Annotated in this window: 16 protein-coding genes; all 16 read right to left on the bottom strand. The window is 36.4% G+C overall.

What is annotated here, in order from left to right; genetic code table 11:
• Nucleotides 1-8: 8 nt before the first annotated feature.
• The 16 genes from HMPREF9960_RS09230 to HMPREF9960_RS09155 all read right to left on the bottom strand — a co-directional run bounded on the left by HMPREF9960_RS09230 (nucleotide 9) and on the right by HMPREF9960_RS09155 (nucleotide 17,212).
• Nucleotides 9-1,805 carry a rhamnan synthesis F family protein gene (locus HMPREF9960_RS09230; protein ID WP_005590598.1) on the bottom strand — a complete coding sequence of 599 codons (1,797 nt, stop codon included), beginning with the start codon at nucleotides 1,803-1,805 and terminating at the stop codon, nucleotides 9-11.
• Nucleotides 1,802-2,836, bottom strand: coding sequence for a glycosyltransferase family 2 protein (locus HMPREF9960_RS09225; RefSeq protein ID WP_005590599.1), 1,035 nt, complete (start codon nucleotides 2,834-2,836; stop codon nucleotides 1,802-1,804). The genes HMPREF9960_RS09230 and HMPREF9960_RS09225 overlap by 4 nt, the downstream gene beginning before the upstream one ends.
• 19 nt (nucleotides 2,837-2,855) lie before the next feature.
• A complete protein-coding gene (locus tag HMPREF9960_RS09220) occupies nucleotides 2,856-4,058 on the bottom strand; it encodes an ABC transporter ATP-binding protein (RefSeq protein WP_005590600.1) in 1,203 nt (400 codons plus the stop codon).
• A complete protein-coding gene (locus tag HMPREF9960_RS09215; RefSeq protein ID WP_005590601.1) occupies nucleotides 4,058-4,867 on the bottom strand; it encodes an ABC transporter permease in 810 nt (269 codons plus the stop codon). Before HMPREF9960_RS09215 ends, HMPREF9960_RS09220 begins: the two co-directional genes overlap by 1 nt.
• Nucleotides 4,868-4,872: 5 nt before the next feature.
• A complete protein-coding gene (locus HMPREF9960_RS09210) occupies nucleotides 4,873-5,808 on the bottom strand; it encodes a glycosyltransferase family 2 protein (RefSeq protein ID WP_005590602.1) in 936 nt (311 codons plus the stop codon).
• Nucleotides 5,805-6,953: a beta 1-4 rhamnosyltransferase Cps2T gene (gene cps2T / locus HMPREF9960_RS09205; RefSeq protein ID WP_005590603.1), complete on the bottom strand. Its 1,149-nt coding sequence runs from the start codon at nucleotides 6,951-6,953 to the stop codon at nucleotides 5,805-5,807. Before cps2T ends, HMPREF9960_RS09210 begins: the two co-directional genes overlap by 4 nt.
• Before the next feature lie 138 nt (nucleotides 6,954-7,091).
• Nucleotides 7,092-7,946 carry a dTDP-4-dehydrorhamnose reductase gene (gene rfbD, locus HMPREF9960_RS09200; protein ID WP_005590605.1) on the bottom strand — a complete coding sequence of 285 codons (855 nt, stop codon included), beginning with the start codon at nucleotides 7,944-7,946 and terminating at the stop codon, nucleotides 7,092-7,094.
• Between the two features lie 72 nt (nucleotides 7,947-8,018).
• Nucleotides 8,019-8,945 (bottom strand): glycosyltransferase family 2 protein, encoded by a 927-nt coding sequence (locus tag HMPREF9960_RS09195; protein WP_005590606.1) that lies wholly within the window; start codon nucleotides 8,943-8,945, stop codon nucleotides 8,019-8,021.
• A 37-nt stretch (nucleotides 8,946-8,982) separates the two neighbouring features.
• Nucleotides 8,983-9,651 (bottom strand): excalibur calcium-binding domain-containing protein, encoded by a 669-nt coding sequence (locus HMPREF9960_RS09190; protein ID WP_005590608.1) that lies wholly within the window; start codon nucleotides 9,649-9,651, stop codon nucleotides 8,983-8,985.
• A 14-nt stretch (nucleotides 9,652-9,665) separates the two neighbouring features.
• Nucleotides 9,666-11,207: a DUF2142 domain-containing protein gene (locus tag HMPREF9960_RS09185; protein ID WP_005592472.1), complete on the bottom strand. Its 1,542-nt coding sequence runs from the start codon at nucleotides 11,205-11,207 to the stop codon at nucleotides 9,666-9,668.
• Nucleotides 11,208-11,229: 22 nt separating this feature from the next.
• On the bottom strand, nucleotides 11,230-12,234 hold the full coding sequence (locus tag HMPREF9960_RS09180) for a glycosyltransferase family 2 protein (protein ID WP_005590611.1): 1,005 nt from the start codon (nucleotides 12,232-12,234) through the stop codon (nucleotides 11,230-11,232).
• Nucleotides 12,224-13,507: a lipopolysaccharide biosynthesis protein gene (locus HMPREF9960_RS09175; protein WP_005590612.1), complete on the bottom strand. Its 1,284-nt coding sequence runs from the start codon at nucleotides 13,505-13,507 to the stop codon at nucleotides 12,224-12,226. The genes HMPREF9960_RS09180 and HMPREF9960_RS09175 overlap by 11 nt, the downstream gene beginning before the upstream one ends.
• Complete coding sequence (locus HMPREF9960_RS09170) at nucleotides 13,491-13,832, bottom strand: DUF2304 domain-containing protein (RefSeq protein WP_005590613.1); 342 nt, start codon at nucleotides 13,830-13,832, stop codon at nucleotides 13,491-13,493. Before HMPREF9960_RS09170 ends, HMPREF9960_RS09175 begins: the two co-directional genes overlap by 17 nt.
• A gap of 4 nt (nucleotides 13,833-13,836) precedes the next feature.
• On the bottom strand, nucleotides 13,837-14,532 hold the full coding sequence (locus HMPREF9960_RS09165) for a glycosyltransferase family 2 protein (protein ID WP_005590614.1): 696 nt from the start codon (nucleotides 14,530-14,532) through the stop codon (nucleotides 13,837-13,839).
• A gap of 257 nt (nucleotides 14,533-14,789) precedes the next feature.
• Nucleotides 14,790-15,809 (bottom strand): UDP-glucose 4-epimerase GalE, encoded by a 1,020-nt coding sequence (gene galE / locus HMPREF9960_RS09160; RefSeq protein ID WP_005590615.1) that lies wholly within the window; start codon nucleotides 15,807-15,809, stop codon nucleotides 14,790-14,792.
• A gap of 122 nt (nucleotides 15,810-15,931) precedes the next feature.
• A complete protein-coding gene (locus HMPREF9960_RS09155; protein WP_005590617.1) occupies nucleotides 15,932-17,212 on the bottom strand; it encodes an O-acetylhomoserine aminocarboxypropyltransferase/cysteine synthase family protein in 1,281 nt (426 codons plus the stop codon).
• Between the last annotated feature and the right edge of the window lie 12 nt (nucleotides 17,213-17,224).

Here is a 17,224-nt window from a genome sequence, read left to right as displayed (position 1 = left end):
TTTTTCAACTAACTTCTTCCCTCTTTATCTGATAAATTATTTCTTGTCCCATTTATCTTTATTAATATTTTTTTTATAATATACTTTATCGCACTACCTGGCCCTCGATAAATATATTTTAAGGCGCCTTTGATTCCCCCGATATTATCAAAATTAATATAAGTATTAGGTAAAGTATCTGGACGGATATTTAAAACAGTATTATCTACAAATGGTGTGATATAAATATCATTTTTAGAAATAGCATAGTCAAACCTTTGTGACCAAGCTAAATAAACAAGAATTCTCTCGATAGAATGTAAAATAGTATGTTGCGGAAGAGGCTCCGAAGGAATATCCTCATCTTGTAGATTTAAATCAAAGAGTGGTTTCAAGGCATCATACTTGAACCAAATGAATGTTCCATAACTCATAATAAAGGTATTTAATTTATTAAAGTCAATAGAACGATTAATGTCCATTCTCTCCCAAAGAATATTCATATCGTCAGCAAATTTATTTTCATTCCACGGATCCACAATCTTAGTATATCGGAAAAAAGTCGGGATATCTGCAATTACTAATCCTAAACGCTTATCATTTTCCAAACTAGCCATGATCAAATCAGCCGGTTTTAATAACATGTCAAATAGCTCATTTCTCCATGAATCTCCTACCCAATATGGATATTCTGGAGATTTTTTAGTATGGAAATGCCCGATATAATCATAGGTACACAATTCTTCCCGCAATTTCAGCATTGGGATAATATCTCGACCTTTATTTCCAGTAATATATATCTTCCCTAGTTGATTACGTTTTAATAAAACAGCTTCAATTTCTAATTTTTTCTTTTCTGAATCCGTAGTTAGGAAGAGGTCATAAGTAAAGTGAAAATTTTCAAATTGCTTTAAAAAGTCTTCTAGTAAGTCAACATAGTAGGTATGAAGATGTACAGCAATTTTTTTAGTGTCTGAATATGTCTGTGAACTTTCCTCAATAACTTTGCGATCAAGTAAATAAGGTGGAGTTGGTAAACTCATATCTGACATGTGAGATAAGATAAATTCTACTGGATAGTTCGTTCTTTTCTCGATTTCCTTAAGCAAATAAGGAGCTAGATGCTGAGTTAAATCAAATGTTTTAACCTTGATGAACGGCACTCCTGCATCAAGCAAAACATGGGGATAATGAATAGTGAAATTGCTATGGAAAAACTTGTCATTTAATGGAATCGTATTGAGAATAGATTCATAGTTAAATCCAGCATCCATGAATTTCTTGGTATAAAGAGTTTCATAATTATCAATTACCTTTTGAACATCTTCGAAACTCTCAACTGATTTCCAGAACTTTTGGAAAACACTAGATTCAACTAAGCGTTTTTTAAATGAAATAAAGTAAGATTGCAAATGTTCATGAATATAAATATCACCGGCTTTAATTCCTTGATGATTAGTCATACCCCAAAAATCTACATTTGGGTTTGATTCATAGTTATCATAGATCGGTGCCATGTCCCAGAGTGGACCAAAACAAGTGTCATTCATAACAGTGACAGAATCATACTGTTTCAAGTTATCAAATCCAACAAATTTCATACCATCATGCCAAGCAGCAAAATCGTAACCTTTATTCTCACGTTGGATAAAATCATCAATCAGGTGTTTATCACGAAGTTTTTGTACTTCACTTTCACTAAGACGACTATTTGAAATAAAAACTAATTTATCAAACAATGGTCTCATATGTTCAAGTTGATAAAATACATGCCGACTAATATGATCATATTTATTAAAATGAACATAAAGCAATAGACGTTTCATTTACTTCTCCTAAAGAAATTAATAATTTTAGTTGGTATTGTCCATCTTCTCGAAGTAACAACACTGTTATATTGGTTTTGTAAGTCATCATATAAAATCTGTAAACGATTGAACTTATTTTGAAACTCTTGACTCTCTTTCTTCAAAACTTCAATATACTCATTTTGGTCATGAGAAATTCGCGACACCTGATTCAGTCTTAAATCTAAGTCTTCTATCTGACGATCTTTTTTAAAAACTAAGACATCCAAATCACGATCCTTAACAAGCGCTAAGTGTGAGATTCTTTGAATATCCTGATCTGGATACTTGTTGAGATATTTAATTTGAGAATCCAAGATACCTGTGAACCGCTTTTCAGCAGTCTCCAATGTCATAGGTTTTGAATCGGACCCTAAATTCATACGATACACAGTGGTGGAATCACTCAAAAAAGAAATTTTAGTGCGTTTGAATAATTCAAGTTGTAACTCAAATGTATCGTCTGCGGCTGTATCGCTAATTTGAGCAGATACATCTTGCATAAGTGCGGTATCAACCAACCAGGTTGAAGCCATCGTCATACCTTTCATAACAAGCATCTCTTCATAGGAATCAATCAAAGGAAGCGCCTTATTAGCAAAGGCATTTTTTTGGATAAGATTCCCGTCTAAGTCTACCATATCAAATTCAGTATTTGACCAAAGTGAATCAATTGAAGCATCCAACAAATCAACTTGCTTTTGAAGTTTTAATGGGTCAATCCAAAAATCATCACTATCACATCTTGCGATATATTGACCTTTAGCTTCTCGGCAAATTTTTTTCCAAGTTTTAGTAATGCCAAGGTTCACTTCATTACGAAAAGTTCTAACTTTTTCAGGAAACTTATTTTGATATTCTTGAATAATCTCATACGAATGATCTGTTGAAGCATCATCAATGATAATAATCTCGAAATCAAAATTTGTTTTCTGATTGAGAAAGCTATCTATAGCCTCTCGTACCCAATCCCCCTTATTATAATTGGTACAAATAATCGATACTTTCATTCAAACTTCCCTTTTTCTCTTAAGAAAAACTCCACTTCCCATTTCTTTGAATAATACCAGTTGCAGAATCTTTAGCTGACTCATCATCTTCATCAATATCGTCCCTATTTAGAACAATAACTGGAATCTCATCAGTCGGAAGAAAGGCTAAAACTTGATTATTCTCATCCCTCACAGTAATTTCAAGTTTTAACTTAATATCATTTAGTCCTGCTAGTGAACACTGATAGTTTACCTTAACATCACCCTTGCCACTTGTTAAATTATCCATCGTATTATCATTATAAATCCAAATATTACGATCAATATCTGTAAATGAGATAGCAATATAAGTCGGCACAGCTTCTAGCAAGGTATACGTCAAATCAAATGAAATTGGTTCATTTGGTGCAGCTCTTTTAGAAGACAATAGTGATAACTTCAAATTTTCAACAACTGAACCACTTCTTTCAATTCCCGGTTGATCTGAAGTGATTACTTGTTCTGTATTGTCAAAGCTATATTGATTGGCAACATCTCTAGGCTCACCTTTGGCTTTAATGTAACCATCTTCAATTAAAATAGCCTTATTACAATATTTCTTGACAGCTCCCATATCATGGGTAACCAGAATAGTTGTTTTCCCAGAATTCTTTCTTTCTAAGAAATAGTCATTACACTTGCGCTGAAAAGCTTCATCCCCAACAGCCAGAACCTCATCCAAAATCAGAATGTCACCTTGAGCCTTGATTGCCACAGAGAAAGCCAGACGAACCTGCATCCCGCTAGAATAATTTTTGAGTTTTTGATTCATAAACTCACCCAGCTCAGCAAATTCAACAATGTCATCATACATGGCATCTACTTCTTCAGTTGAGAAGCCCAGCATGGCACCATTCATATAGACATTTTCGCGGCCGGTCAGCTCTGGATTGAAGCCGACACCTAGCTCGATAAAGGAAACCAACTTGCCATCAATGGTCACTGTTCCCTTTTCGGGAATATAAATCTCTGAAATGATTTTCAAAAGGGTTGATTTTCCTGAACCATTACGGCCGACAATTCCAAAAAAATCTCCCTTTTCCACTTCAAAGGAAATATCCTTTAGGACATGTTGTTCTTTGTAACCTTTGATTCCTCGAAATCGGTTAACTAGGCTTGTTCTTAAACTTTGTGTTGACTCTGTTGGCAGTTTAAAAAACTTACTGACATGGTCAACTTTTACTGCAATATTATTTGACATTATAGAATCTCCGCAAATCTCTTAGCATTTTTATTAAAGATATAATATCCAAGTCCAAATATCACTACTGGCAATAAATAAGGAATCAGAGCAATCCATGGATTTTCAATCAAATCCCATCCTCGCATGCTCCCTGAATAAATTGCAAAGTGGCGTAAATCTTGAATAATTTGTGCAATTGGATTTAGCATCATTAATTTTGCAAAAGTAACTTGTCCTCTCTGAAGAATAAAAGTCAGTGAATAGATGATTGGTGTCGCATATAAGCCTGCCTGCAGCACTACTTCCCAAATTGGACCAATATCGCGATATTTTACAAAGAGCGTAGAGAGCATAAAGGCAAAACCAGCCGACATTAAAACCAGCTCTAAAAACAAAGGAATGATGACTAACCATCCAAAACTAAATGAGACACCATTAATCAACGCAAAAACAAAAACCACCAATAGATTAATTGCATAGTTTATTGCCGCACCTGCAATAGCAGAATAGACAATAATCGACTTAGAGAAATTCAACTTTCGTAACAAGTCCCCTCTAGACACAATAGACATCATGCCCATATTGGTTGCTTCTGAGAAAAAGTTCCACGTCACCATTCCTAAGAGAAGCGATACTGCGTAATGAGGGGTACCATCATCGAAACGTAAAAAACGTACAAAAACTAAATACATGACCGTAAATAGTAGTAGAGGTTTCAAAATAGACCATAAGTGGCCAATAAGAGAGCCTTGATAACGTAATTTAAAATCTGTTTTAATCATCTCTCTCAAGAGAATCCAGTTTTTTTGGCTAAAATAATCTAGCATGCATATTACTCCTTATAAGCAAATTTTGTGAGAATGAGCGTCGTGAAAACCAAAGTATGAAAGGCACGATTTTTTCTGTAGCCATACTTTCGAATCCGTCGCAGTCGCTCTGCAAAAGGGGCTTCCATGATTGTCACAAAATTCTCAATAATTTCTCTATTTTCAGTTGTCAGAGGCTGGCTGAGAAGGTTGCGAGCTTGAGTCTGACTGTCTTTTATCAATTTCCAATATTTAACAAATAGACGGCTAGGATGAATCCAGTTCTTCATCCGCTTGCGTAAGGTTCGGGCTCCTAATACATTATTGGAATGTTGGCGGTAAAGTTCTCCTGGCTGATCTAGATAAACGAGTTGCCCAAAGGCCGAAGCCAACAAGCCCAGATACCAATCGTGCATAAGCAGTTCATGCTCCTCCTGCCCTGTCCACAAATCAGCCAGAGCGCGGTTGATCATCGAAACGCCACCTGTCACCGTATTTTCCGTCAGTTCCTGAATCAATTCTGTATTGGCATGGTCAGACTGCGTCCGAATCATACTTTCGTGAACAACATTTAGCTCCTGATCCACCACTTTTAAATCCATATAAACCAACAAAGGTACGGAAGCATCATAGTTTTCTGCTGCAGCCAACTGAATCGCCAACTTATCCGGCAACCAGACATCATCCTGATCACTAAAAAAGTAAACATCCGAATCCTGATACTTCAGCAAGCTATGAAAACTCTTAATGACACCCAAATTTTGAGCGGCTTCTGGGTTGATAAAGAAGATCCGGTCGTCCTGTTGGCAAAAATCCTCAATAATCGCTCGCGTCCCATCACTAGAGCCATCATCTCGAATCAAGAGCTGCCAATCCCTATAAGTTTGGGCTTGAATACTTTCAATCTGCTCTGCCAAAAACTGCTCACCATTATAGGTAGACAGAAGAATAGTCACTTTCATGATAAAAATAGCTCCTCGTATTCACCTACAATTTTTTCCCAGGTGTAGTTTTCTTTCATATTTTCTTTGGCTGCCTGACCTAGCTCAGAAAAATCGAGCTGACCATCCACTTTGTCAATCAGCTGGGCCAACTGCCCCTCTTCTTTTTGCCAATACAAAGCTGTTTCTTGGGCTACTTGATGGTTGAAGTCCACGTCCAAAACCAAATTGGCATCAGTCTGAGCCAGAGCTTCCAGAAGCCCGGGATTAGTTCCACCGACTTCGTGGCCATGCAAGTAGGCAAAAGCTTGATTGCGGATGTATTTGAGCAATTCCTGATCATAAACAGTCCCGACAAACTTAATCCGAGAATCCTTATCAAAACCCGTTTTTTGCTTGAGCTCTTCAAAATAAGGATTTCCCTCATGATTGCAGATAATCAGCAAGTCACGTTGGGTTTTGGATTTCATAAATTCTCGAATGATAGCTTCGTAATTGTTTTCTGGCACAAAACGTCCAACAATCAAATAATATTCCTTTTCTCTGCTCTGCCATTTCTCAAAAAAATCACGCACGCAAGCATCCTGAGAGTCAAGAGAAGATAGCTGGAGATCTGTCCCATAAGCAATGAAAGCCGTCTTGGACCAAGGATAGAATTCTTTTATATAACTTTCAATGCCTTGGTTGTCCGCAATGACCAGATCAGCATGCTTGGTCATAAGCTTCTCAGAATATTTAAGATAGGCTTGAACCGGCTTAGGCCACTTAGCTCTCTTCCATTCCAGACCATCTGGATTAATAAAGAAAGTCCCGCCTGCTTTATGAATTTTATGTGCAAAAGGTGCCACAAAGGCTCCAATCGTATTACCCAAAATATAAAAAAATGGACTCTTAATCTGCTGCTCTTGCACTAGCTTTAAGGAATAATTGATGGCCATCATATCATAGGCAATCACCCGAGCCGGCCCCAACTTAGGAGCCTTAATGGTGAAGCAATCCACTCCCTTGTAATCAAAATGATGAAAATCTTCATCATCCGACAAACAAGCTACATGATACTGGATTTGGGAAGAAACCTTATTTTCTACTAATTTTTCAACAAAGGTTTCAAATCCGCCATATTTAGCAGGAAGTCCGCGACTCCCGATGATGAAGACATGTCTCATGCTTTTCCTCTATTCAAAGATTTACAATCTAGTCTATTATATCATTTTCTTGGTGATTTGTGGAACTTTCAACAAGGTTCATTAAGTTGTTTAACCCATAAAATAGACTAGTTCATAGTGAACTAGTCTATCAACGCCTTATTTTCTCACTTCCTGCTTGTAAAACTCTTTCAAAGCATCCTGCCAAGTTGGAATGACAAAGCCTGTAGCCTTAGCCTTGGCCAGGCTCATAGTTGAGTTGAAAGGTCGCTTAGCCTTGGCTGGGAACTTGCTGGAATCAACCGGCTGGACTTCCACATCTGTATCTTTGAGAATTTCCACTGCAAAGTCATACCAAGTTGTGTCCTCTGATGCATCATTAGACAGATGGTAATAACCAAATTCCTTTTGGTTTTCAGCCAAATGAGTCATAAACTCAGCCAGCGTACGAGTCCAAGTTGGACGACCATGCTGGTCATTAACTACGGTCAGAGTTTTATGTGTCTTAGCAAGATTTTGCATGGTAAAGACAAAATTTTTACCGTAGTTCCCAAAGACCCAGGCAGTACGGATAATATAGAAACGGCTGGAATATTTCTCAACCAGCTCCTCACCCATGCGCTTGGTACGACCATACTCAGTCTGCGGATCTGGTCGATCGTCTACTTCCCATTCCTCGCCTACAGGCTTTTGTCCGTCAAAGACATAGTCTGTTGAGATGTAGACCATGGTCGCCCCATGTGCTTCTGCTGCTTTTGCCACATTTTCGGTACCAATCACGTTGATGGCATAGTCCAGCTCTTTGCCTTCGTCTTCAGCTGCATCAACAGCGGTATAGGCTGCGCAGTGATAGACCAAGCTTGGCTTGACTTCCGCAAAGACCTTGTCCACCATTTGGGCATTGGTAATATCCATTTCCGCCACATCAACAGCCACATACTCTTCATTGCGCTCATCCAAAAGATAGCGGAGCTCTGTCCCCAGCTGTCCATTCGCACCTGTAATTAAAATCATTTGTTTTTCCTTTCAGATCATAAATATTCGATGAATTTATTATACCAAAAAAAGCAGAAAAAATCTGCTTCTTTACTTACTCTTCTCTTTAATCACATAAACAGGGCGTTTCTTTGTTTCCATGAAGATTTTGCCGATGTATTTGCCCAGGATACCGATGGTCAGCAGCTGGAAGCCACCGATGAGTAAAATGACGGTCATGAGGGACGGCCAGCCAGATGTCGGATCACCAAAAACCAAGGTACGGATAATAATTACTGCCATCAGGATGAAGGCTAAAATCCAAGACAGGATGCCACCTAAAAAAGCGATGTTGAGCGGCGCATCAGAGAAATTGACGATGCCTTCCAAAGAATAGTTGAAAAGAGACCAGAAATTCCAAGAGGTCTTGCCAGCCACTCGTTCAACATTTTTGTATTCCAAGTACTCAGTATTGAAGCCAACCCAGGCAAAAATTCCCTTGGAGAAGCGATTGTACTCTGAAACCTCCAGAATGGCTTCTACCATCTGACGGCGCATCAGTCGGAAGTCACGCGCACCATCTACCATCTCAACCTGACTAATCTTGTTAATCAGCTTATAGAACAAATTGGCAAAAAAGCTTCGGATTAGCGGCTCTCCCTCGCGAGTAGTACGACAGGTCCCCACACAGTCCAGCTCAGGATTCGTGTCCAGCATGGCCTTCATCTCAATCAGGAGCTCTGGCGGATCTTGCAAATCCACATCCATGACCGTAACAAAATCCCCGCTCGCCTCTTGCAAACCAGCATAGAGGGCAGCTTCTTTTCCGAAATTACGAGAAAAGGACAGATAGTGCACATCTGCACAGCGGCTACTGAGCTCACGCAAAACAGCCAAGGTTTGGTCTGTCGATCCGTCATTGACAAAAATATATTCGAATTGGTCGTGGACTTGATATTTCACCGCTTCCATAGCTTCATAAAACAAAGGAATAGACTCTTCTTCATTGAAGCACGGAACAATCACTGAAATTGTCATATTCTTCCTTTCCTACACACATAGACAATAAATCATCTCATTTTTCGCACGCTACTCCATCTCCGTCTTTATCTAACTTGCTACTATAACCCGGTTGCCCACGATAAATAGGGGTAACTCCTGCTCTCCTAGCAGCTTCACAATTAGGATAAATTCCACTTTCTGATATTGTATCTGAGTGATTTTCTACAGAAGAGTTATTAGATGAATGAGAAGCTGGTTTGCCCAGCCCGATAGCGTTCCAACTTATCCCTTCATAACGCCATCCTACTTGAACCAAATAGTCCTTCTCTCCTTCAGATAAAGTATAATGATGACTACCAGCTTTTGCATTAGGATTATATAATCTATACAACGGATGCTGACCTGAAGATTTCCATGAAACTCCTTCATATCTCCAACCAGCTCGTATTAAGAAATCTCGTTCATTTGCATTCAGAGTATAGTGATGATCACCCGCATTTGGATTGTACATTCTGTAAACATCTTGACCTTCCAGAGGAGCAATCCAACCGATTCCCTCGTAGTGCCACCCTACACCTACCAACATCTCTTTTTCATTCCAACTTGCTGTATAAAAATGTTCTCCACTATTTGGATTATACATTCTATACATTTCTACTCCACCATCGTTTGCACTTACTGACAAAACGTTTATAAACACCATAGATAGCAATACAGTAATAAAAATATAAACTTTCTTCATTTATAACTCCTTAACTAGGCTTTGACACCATAATATTCTAAAATTGTCAATACTATTGACATAACAATAAATAACAACGCAATGAATAATACCAGACTATCTCTCCTCTCTTCTTCCTCATTAGTCAAGACGACAGGTATAGGAACATAGAAGTGCGAAACATTTAATGCTAATCCCATTGAAAGTATGACTCCAATAAAATATCGTCCTTGAATGCCATTAAAACTCATTTCCGTTACTTTTCCCCACATCAGATAGGCTGTCATCAAAATTCCCAATGTTATACCGAAACCTACTAACAATGTTCCAAACTTACTAAAAGTAGGTAATGGATTATATTGCGGAATCATAAATATGATACAAGCAATAAAAGGAAGATAAAACCACATAAGATTTCCTAAACCATAGCTTAACCAACCAAATGTAAATAGGGACGGGAGTAAATTTGGAATTAAATTAATTAGCTCTTTAAAAGAAAATAGCGAAAATGTTTTTAAGTGGGCGAAAGTGTACTTTAATTTTTCAACTGGATTCGCAACATCATTTACCTGAGTTATATTAATTCCACTAGATAAACGTAACCATAAAAAACTAATTATTGCAACAAAAACAATTGCAGTAATTATATACAAGTATATATGACGGCTTTTAAATTTATTTTTAGGAATGAATAATAATAAGCCAACGAGCAAGACATAAGGAAGTTTTATAGTTGCCATTAATAAACATAGAGATGCAAAAATACAAATATCTTTCACATCCACTTTATTCTGACCTACCAAACTACAAAATGTTCCCAACAGTAAGAAAGTTAAACCATTCGCCATTCCATCAGTACTAAAAGACGAAGCTAAATAAACCGCCATCGGTATCATAGCAATTGTAGAGAATAATAATTCTTTTCCGTTAGATTTTTTTATAGCCAATCTCACCAATAATGAATACACAATTAAGTTAGAGAGTCTTCCCAAGAGTATAGATGCAAATACACTTAGTCCCAGAATTTTTGCTATTAAAATACCTACTACTTGAGGTAAGTATGGAACAAAAGAGGAAGCATTCGTTGCAACAAATTGCGGATAATAGGCTTTATCTGATGATGTTCGTACCTTATCTAATCCCGATTTTATTAGAGGTGTTTTCATAACTTTATCCGCTATAACCACATCCTTAGAAACCTGAAATTCCTTTGGTTTACTAGGTAAATAAAGATGTCCTTCAGATATATACAAAGCCCGCGAATAGTGAGCATTCTCATCTGGAGCGTCCAGAACTGGAGTTATGAAAGCAAAGATGCTTCCCATCAAGATAATCATTGTACATACTTTATTATGTATTTTCCCATCTACACAAACAGCTAAACTGCCAATTAGCCCCGTTATGATTAATAATGTTTTAGGTATAAAAATAATCGAGCCACCTAGATAAACATATATAGCTAAAACCATGAGCCATAATAGCAACAAATATTTCCATCTTTTTTTTACATTAACAGTTATTGCTAAGCAATATTGTTGTGCAAAATGAAGGAAGTGTTTAAAATATCCATCAAACATATATCCACTCATCCTTTTATATTTAACTGACTTTATGTTTCATAACCAGTAATAAACTGAAACATCTATATTTCAAAATTTTCAAAAATAATGGAACCACATATGCTAATGCAGAATTTATATTTACTTTTTGAATTCCTTGTTTAATGTATTTATTTCTTTCCCAATTTTTTCCAAAATATTTTTCCATAAATAAAATGATGTCTTTAAAATCTTGTTTCGTTGCCTTAGGGTATTTTAATAACCGATAAGTATGCCCCACACATAAATGCTCCAAGGCTAGATATTGTAATTCTTCTCTATACATTTCAAATTCATCACCAAATAAAGAGAAAAGATATTCTAAAGCATCATAAATATCAAAAATATTAGACTTACTTGAATTCATGATGGAATTAGAAGTATTCACTGTATATTTATATAAATATTTTTGTATATATGAAACATCCGAACATTTTGAAGTAACAAAAGGCATAAGAGCGATGTCTTCATAAATCTTTCCATTTGGAAAACGATACGATTCTATAAGTGAGCTTTTGTAAATTCTAGTCCACGATGCATGCTTAGTAAGCATAAAAAGACGAATATTATTTGTAGTAGCGGTAGAATCATAGAAAGGATTAACTTTTAAATGTTTTATTGTTTTTTCAGCATTATCAAACAGATCAATATCAAAATAAATAACATCCTTTCCTTTGGCAAGCATAAACTCCTTTAAATAGCTTTTATAGATACTATCATCTGGATCAATAAATGCTATGTAGTCACTATACTTTGTCTGTTCAATGCCATAGTTTCTAGCATCTGATACTCCCCCGTTCTCTTTTGAAAACAATTCAATAAATGTATATTTTTCAACATATTCTCTAATAATATTTTCTGAATTATCGGTACTGCCATCATTGATACAGAGTACTCGCAATGAACACTTTTCTATTTCCTCCTGATGGACAATACTATTTAAACACCTTCTCAAATATTTTTCAGTGTTATAAACAGGAATAATCACCGTTAAATCATATTTCATTTTTACTTCCTTTATCTCTACTTGCTAAAAAATAAATACTTGCAATTCCAAATAAATAAACTAACGTAACAATAAAAAAACTAATCGCGGCACCAAGCATACCTTTTTGATAAATAAATGGTTCTGTGATCAATTTAGTAAGTATCAAAAGAATAATATACAAGCCAACTAAAATATGCTGTTTCCGTATAATCGTTAAAATATTCTCAAAAACAATTGCTAAAGCATATAAAACTCCCGAGAATATCAGAATAGTAAAAGGAAGTACATACTTGTTCAAATCCACGCCAAATATTAAACTAAGTACAGGCACACCAAATAAATAGGCTATAAATGTGACGAACAAACCGCCTAAAGATAGAAATCCTAATAATCTTTTTATAATTAATGAGAATTCTTTATATTCTTTTTTATTCCATAAAATGGCTAATTTTGTAATCAGGGGTCTAACAATTAAAATAATAAGACTCATAAAGAAGACAGGCATAAACAGAATATTAAAATCACGTTGCATTCCAGTTTGTAAAAAGCCCTGATTAAGACCTTTTTCAATGATTATTTTAGGCTCATTTAAAATATATAACAAAATAAATCCATTTACAAATAGTGGCCAACAAGCTAACAATATATCCTTTATATCTTTTTTATAGCGAGTAGACAACAATTCTCGGACTTGAATTTTTTCGAAATAAGCTACAAAACGCATCTCGTAGAAAAAAATGAGTAGCCCATTCCACATAACTAAAGAAAGCAAAGCAAGCAGAACAGACTCAGATAGTAGCAATGTTATTAGTAATACTAGAACACTCGTAGAATATCGAATAAACATTGTTTTTCCAGCAATGTCCATACGCTCTCTTTGTTGAAACAATCCTTGAAATAAATCTGATACTGCATCCCACATGCGATAAAGAATCATAAGAAAGGTCAATAGAAGAGTCTCTAATGAATAACGGCCTTCACCAATTATATATAAATATGGAAACAAGGTAAGTATCATTATCGTAATTGTGAGGATACGAGTCTGAAAATAACCTATAAAACTATGCCGCTGCTTTACATCCGTTCCTTGATAATTTCGAACTTGAAATAAACCGATAACTATCCATAGTGTTCCGATGGAATTAGCTAGGCTAAATTGATCTGCTACTTTAGCAGAACTCAATCTTGTGATAATTAAAAGATATAATACAGATACCCCAGATGCTGCTAAATTTCCCAACAAATTCCAAAAATATATTTCTTTATCCGATGGATCAGTGCGTATCTTCATCTTTATTCCTCAATGCAATTATCTGTACTAAATTTTTAAATTTTGTATCTAATTTTGATAACTTTAAAGTTAATTGAAACTGATTAATCAACAATAAAAAAATAATGAATAAAAAGATAAAGTTAACGGCTGAAACTATTCCTAAGGCATTCGCAATTTTTTCTGCTAATTTTGGAAAAATACTGAAAACTAATAAAACTATCGAGAAAAATATCCAAAATAAGGCATCATTAATTTGAACTTGTGATTTTCTGATACTACGCAAAATGAAACTACATGTCAAAATAGATACAATAGTTAATACAACTTGAAACCAAATCGTCATTATTTTAACCTCTCTTTCTAAAGTTTTGGATAATCAAAATAGATGCAAACATATGTATCATATACTGAATGGAACGCGAAAATGTCAAATAACTTTCACCTGCTTGGCGTTCTCTCATCCGTACCTGAGCTTCCGCGACCTTTACTCCATGACGGATCAAATAGGAAACTGTATCTGGTTCTGGTCCATAATTGATATTAAGTGCAAATTCTTTAATCAAATTCTCAGAAAACATCCGCATCCCTGATGTAGGATCGTTAATCGTTTTACCTGTTGTTAATTTAATTGCTCCACTAATCAATGTATTCCCTAACATTCTGAGAGAATTTTCGCGTTTTTCTGTAACAAAACGCGAACCAATCACCATTTCATATCCCGAATCAATCATTTCTTCTAAAACAGATATATATTCAGGTAAGTGTTGACCGTCAGCATCAAACTGCACTGCTTTTTTATATCCTTTTTCATAAGCATATCGAAGCCCCGTCTGAAAAGCACCTGCCAACCCCAAATTTACTGGTAAATCAACAATATTATAGCCTTTAGCATGAGAAATTGCTGATGTTTGATCTTTCGAACCGTCATTAATAATAACATAATCATACTGAGAATAATTTTGAATGATATTATCTACAACACTAACAATTGATGCTTCTTCATTATAAGCAGGAATAATAATTAACAAATCTGAAGATTTCACTGATTTGTATCTCCTTAAAATAGTTTACACCTATTATACAATATATATGCCTCATTTTCTACTGTATAAATGATTATAGTAGTCTCAATCATAAACCAATTTAGAATACTCAAAGACTAAGATTTCTTTATATCTAACTTTATAAGTCAAAATAAGATAAAAATACGAACAAACTCAGATTAGTGTTCACTAATTTTAAGAGTTTATTCGCATTTATCTATCAATATAGAAGAAACTAGATTTTCACTTGAAGCACCCTAATCATCAAAGCCATTCGGATGCTTACTCTGCCAACGCCAAGCGTCTTGACACATTCGCTCAATATCAAACTCGGCTTCCCATCCTAGTTCATCTTTAGCTTTTTTGGAATCTGCATAGCAAGAAGCTATATCACCTGCACGCCGTTCTGTAATCTCATACGGAATTTTCTTTCCGACTGCTTTTTCCATATTTTTTATAATTTCTAGAACAGAATAGCCTTTTCCTGTCCCAAGATTATAAATATTTAGTCCAGACTTTCCCTCTAGCTTCTGAAGCGCAGCAACATGCCCTCTTGCCAAATCTACAACATGAATATAATCTCTAACTCCTGTCCCATCAACTGTAGGGTAGTCGTTACCGAATACTCGTACTGATGGCAGTTTCCCTACTGCAACCTGAGTTACATAAGGAAGAAGGTTATTTGGGATTCCATTCGGATTCTCCCCTAAATCTCCACTTTCATGTGCACCAATAGGGTTAAAATAACGAAGAATCACCACATTCCAACTTATATCGGCTTTATAAATATCTGTCAAAATTTCTTCTGTCATTAATTTTGTTCGGCCATATGGGTTTGTAACTGAAAGTGGAAAATCTTCTAAAATTGGAACTGTGTGAGGATCCCCATACACCGTCGCTGAAGAACTAAAAATAATATTTTTACAATTAACCTCTTCCATCACTTTTAAAAGCGTTAAAACACCTGTGATATTATTCTTATAATATGTAAGAGGTATTTCCGTAGACTCTCCCACTGCCTTTAATGCGGCAAAATGAATAACTCCTGTAGGTCTTTCTTTCGTAAAAATTTCGAGCAGCTTTTCCTCATCACAGACATCTGCTATATAAAATGGAATGTTTTTCCCAACAATTTTTTCAACAATTTCAATGCTTTTTTTGTTGCTATTGATTAAATTATCAACTACCACTACTTCATGACCAGCATTAACTAGTTCAATAACAGTATGAGTACCTATAAAACCTGCCCCACCTGTAACTAAAATTTTATGTCTCATTTAAATCAACCTTCACTAATTAAAATATACTGACATTATCTCACAAAAAATCATTATATTCAAAAAAAATAGAATATTTAAAAATTCAATTTCTAAATATTCTAAATTATAGCTATTATTTGTTAAATAGATTCCAAAGCTATTCTCAAATCCTCTATCAAGTCATCCACATTTTCCAAGCCGATAGAGAGACGGATTTGATTTGGTGTAATGCCTGCTGCCAGTTGAGCCTCTGGCGACATCTGACCATGAGTCGTTGTAGCTGGATGGACGACCAGGGACTTAGCATCTGCTACATTGGCCAAGTCAGAGAAAATCTCTAGGCTGTCAATAACCTTACGAGCTTCTTTCTCACCACCTTTGACATTAAAGGTGAAAATTGAGCCCACGCCTTTAGGGAAATATTTTTCTGCCAAAGCATGATAAGGTCTGTCAGCAAGCTTCGGATAATTGACCTGCTCGACCTTAGGATGCCCTGCTAAGAATTCCACAATCTTCTCGGCATTGGACACATGGCGTTCTACACGCAAAGAGAGAGTTTCCAACCCCTGCAGGAAGAGAAAGGCATTGAAGGGAGACATGGCTGCACCCGTATCGCGCAAGAGCTGGGTCCGAACAGCAGTAACAAAGGCTGCTGCTCCGACATCGCGCGTATAACTGATATCATGATAGCTCGGGTCCGGGTCCACGAACTGCGGAAACTTGCAAGAAGCTTCCCAGTCAAAACGACCGCTGTCCACAATCACACCGCCAATGCTTGTTCCGTGACCACCTATAAACTTGGTCGCAGAATGTACTGCAATGTCCACTCCATGAGAAAAGACATTGATTAGATAAGGTGTAGCAAAGGTATTGTCAGAAATCAGCGGAATCTTGTGAGCATGAACCAGCTCGGCCAAATCATCAAAGTCAGGGATATTAATCAGCGGATTGCCTAAACTTTCAATCAAAACCAACTTGGTATTGTCCTGAATGGCTGCTTCTACTTCAGCCAGATTTTCAATATCCACAAAAGTCGTGGTAATGCCATAGCGAGGCAGGGTTTCCTTGAGCAGATTAAAGGTACCGCCGTAGATGGTAGAGGCTGCTACTACATGGTCGCCAGTATGGGCCAAAGCTAGAATGGTGTAGGTAACAGCTGCCATACCAGAAGCTGTCGCTAGAGCTCCGACTCCACCCTCCAAAGCCGCAATCCGCTCCTCAAAAGCAGACAGGGTCGGATTGGTAATCCGAGTGTAGATATTGCCCGGTTTGCGTAGGGCAAAAAGATCTTCTCCCTCCTGAGTATCGTCAAACACATAGGAAGTTGTCTGGTAAATAGGCAGAGCCCGTGATTTGGTTGTCGGGTCCACTGTTTGTCCGGCATGAAGCTGCAGAGTTTCAAATTTAAATTCACGTGTCATAAGGTCACCTCA

Origin of the sequence: Streptococcus cristatus ATCC 51100, assembly GCF_000222765.1 — a bacterium.
Classification (GTDB): Bacteria; Bacillota; Bacilli; order Lactobacillales; family Streptococcaceae; genus Streptococcus; species Streptococcus cristatus.
The sequence above is the reverse complement of the archived record's forward strand: the minus strand, read 5'-3'. Positions and strand labels throughout refer to the sequence as shown.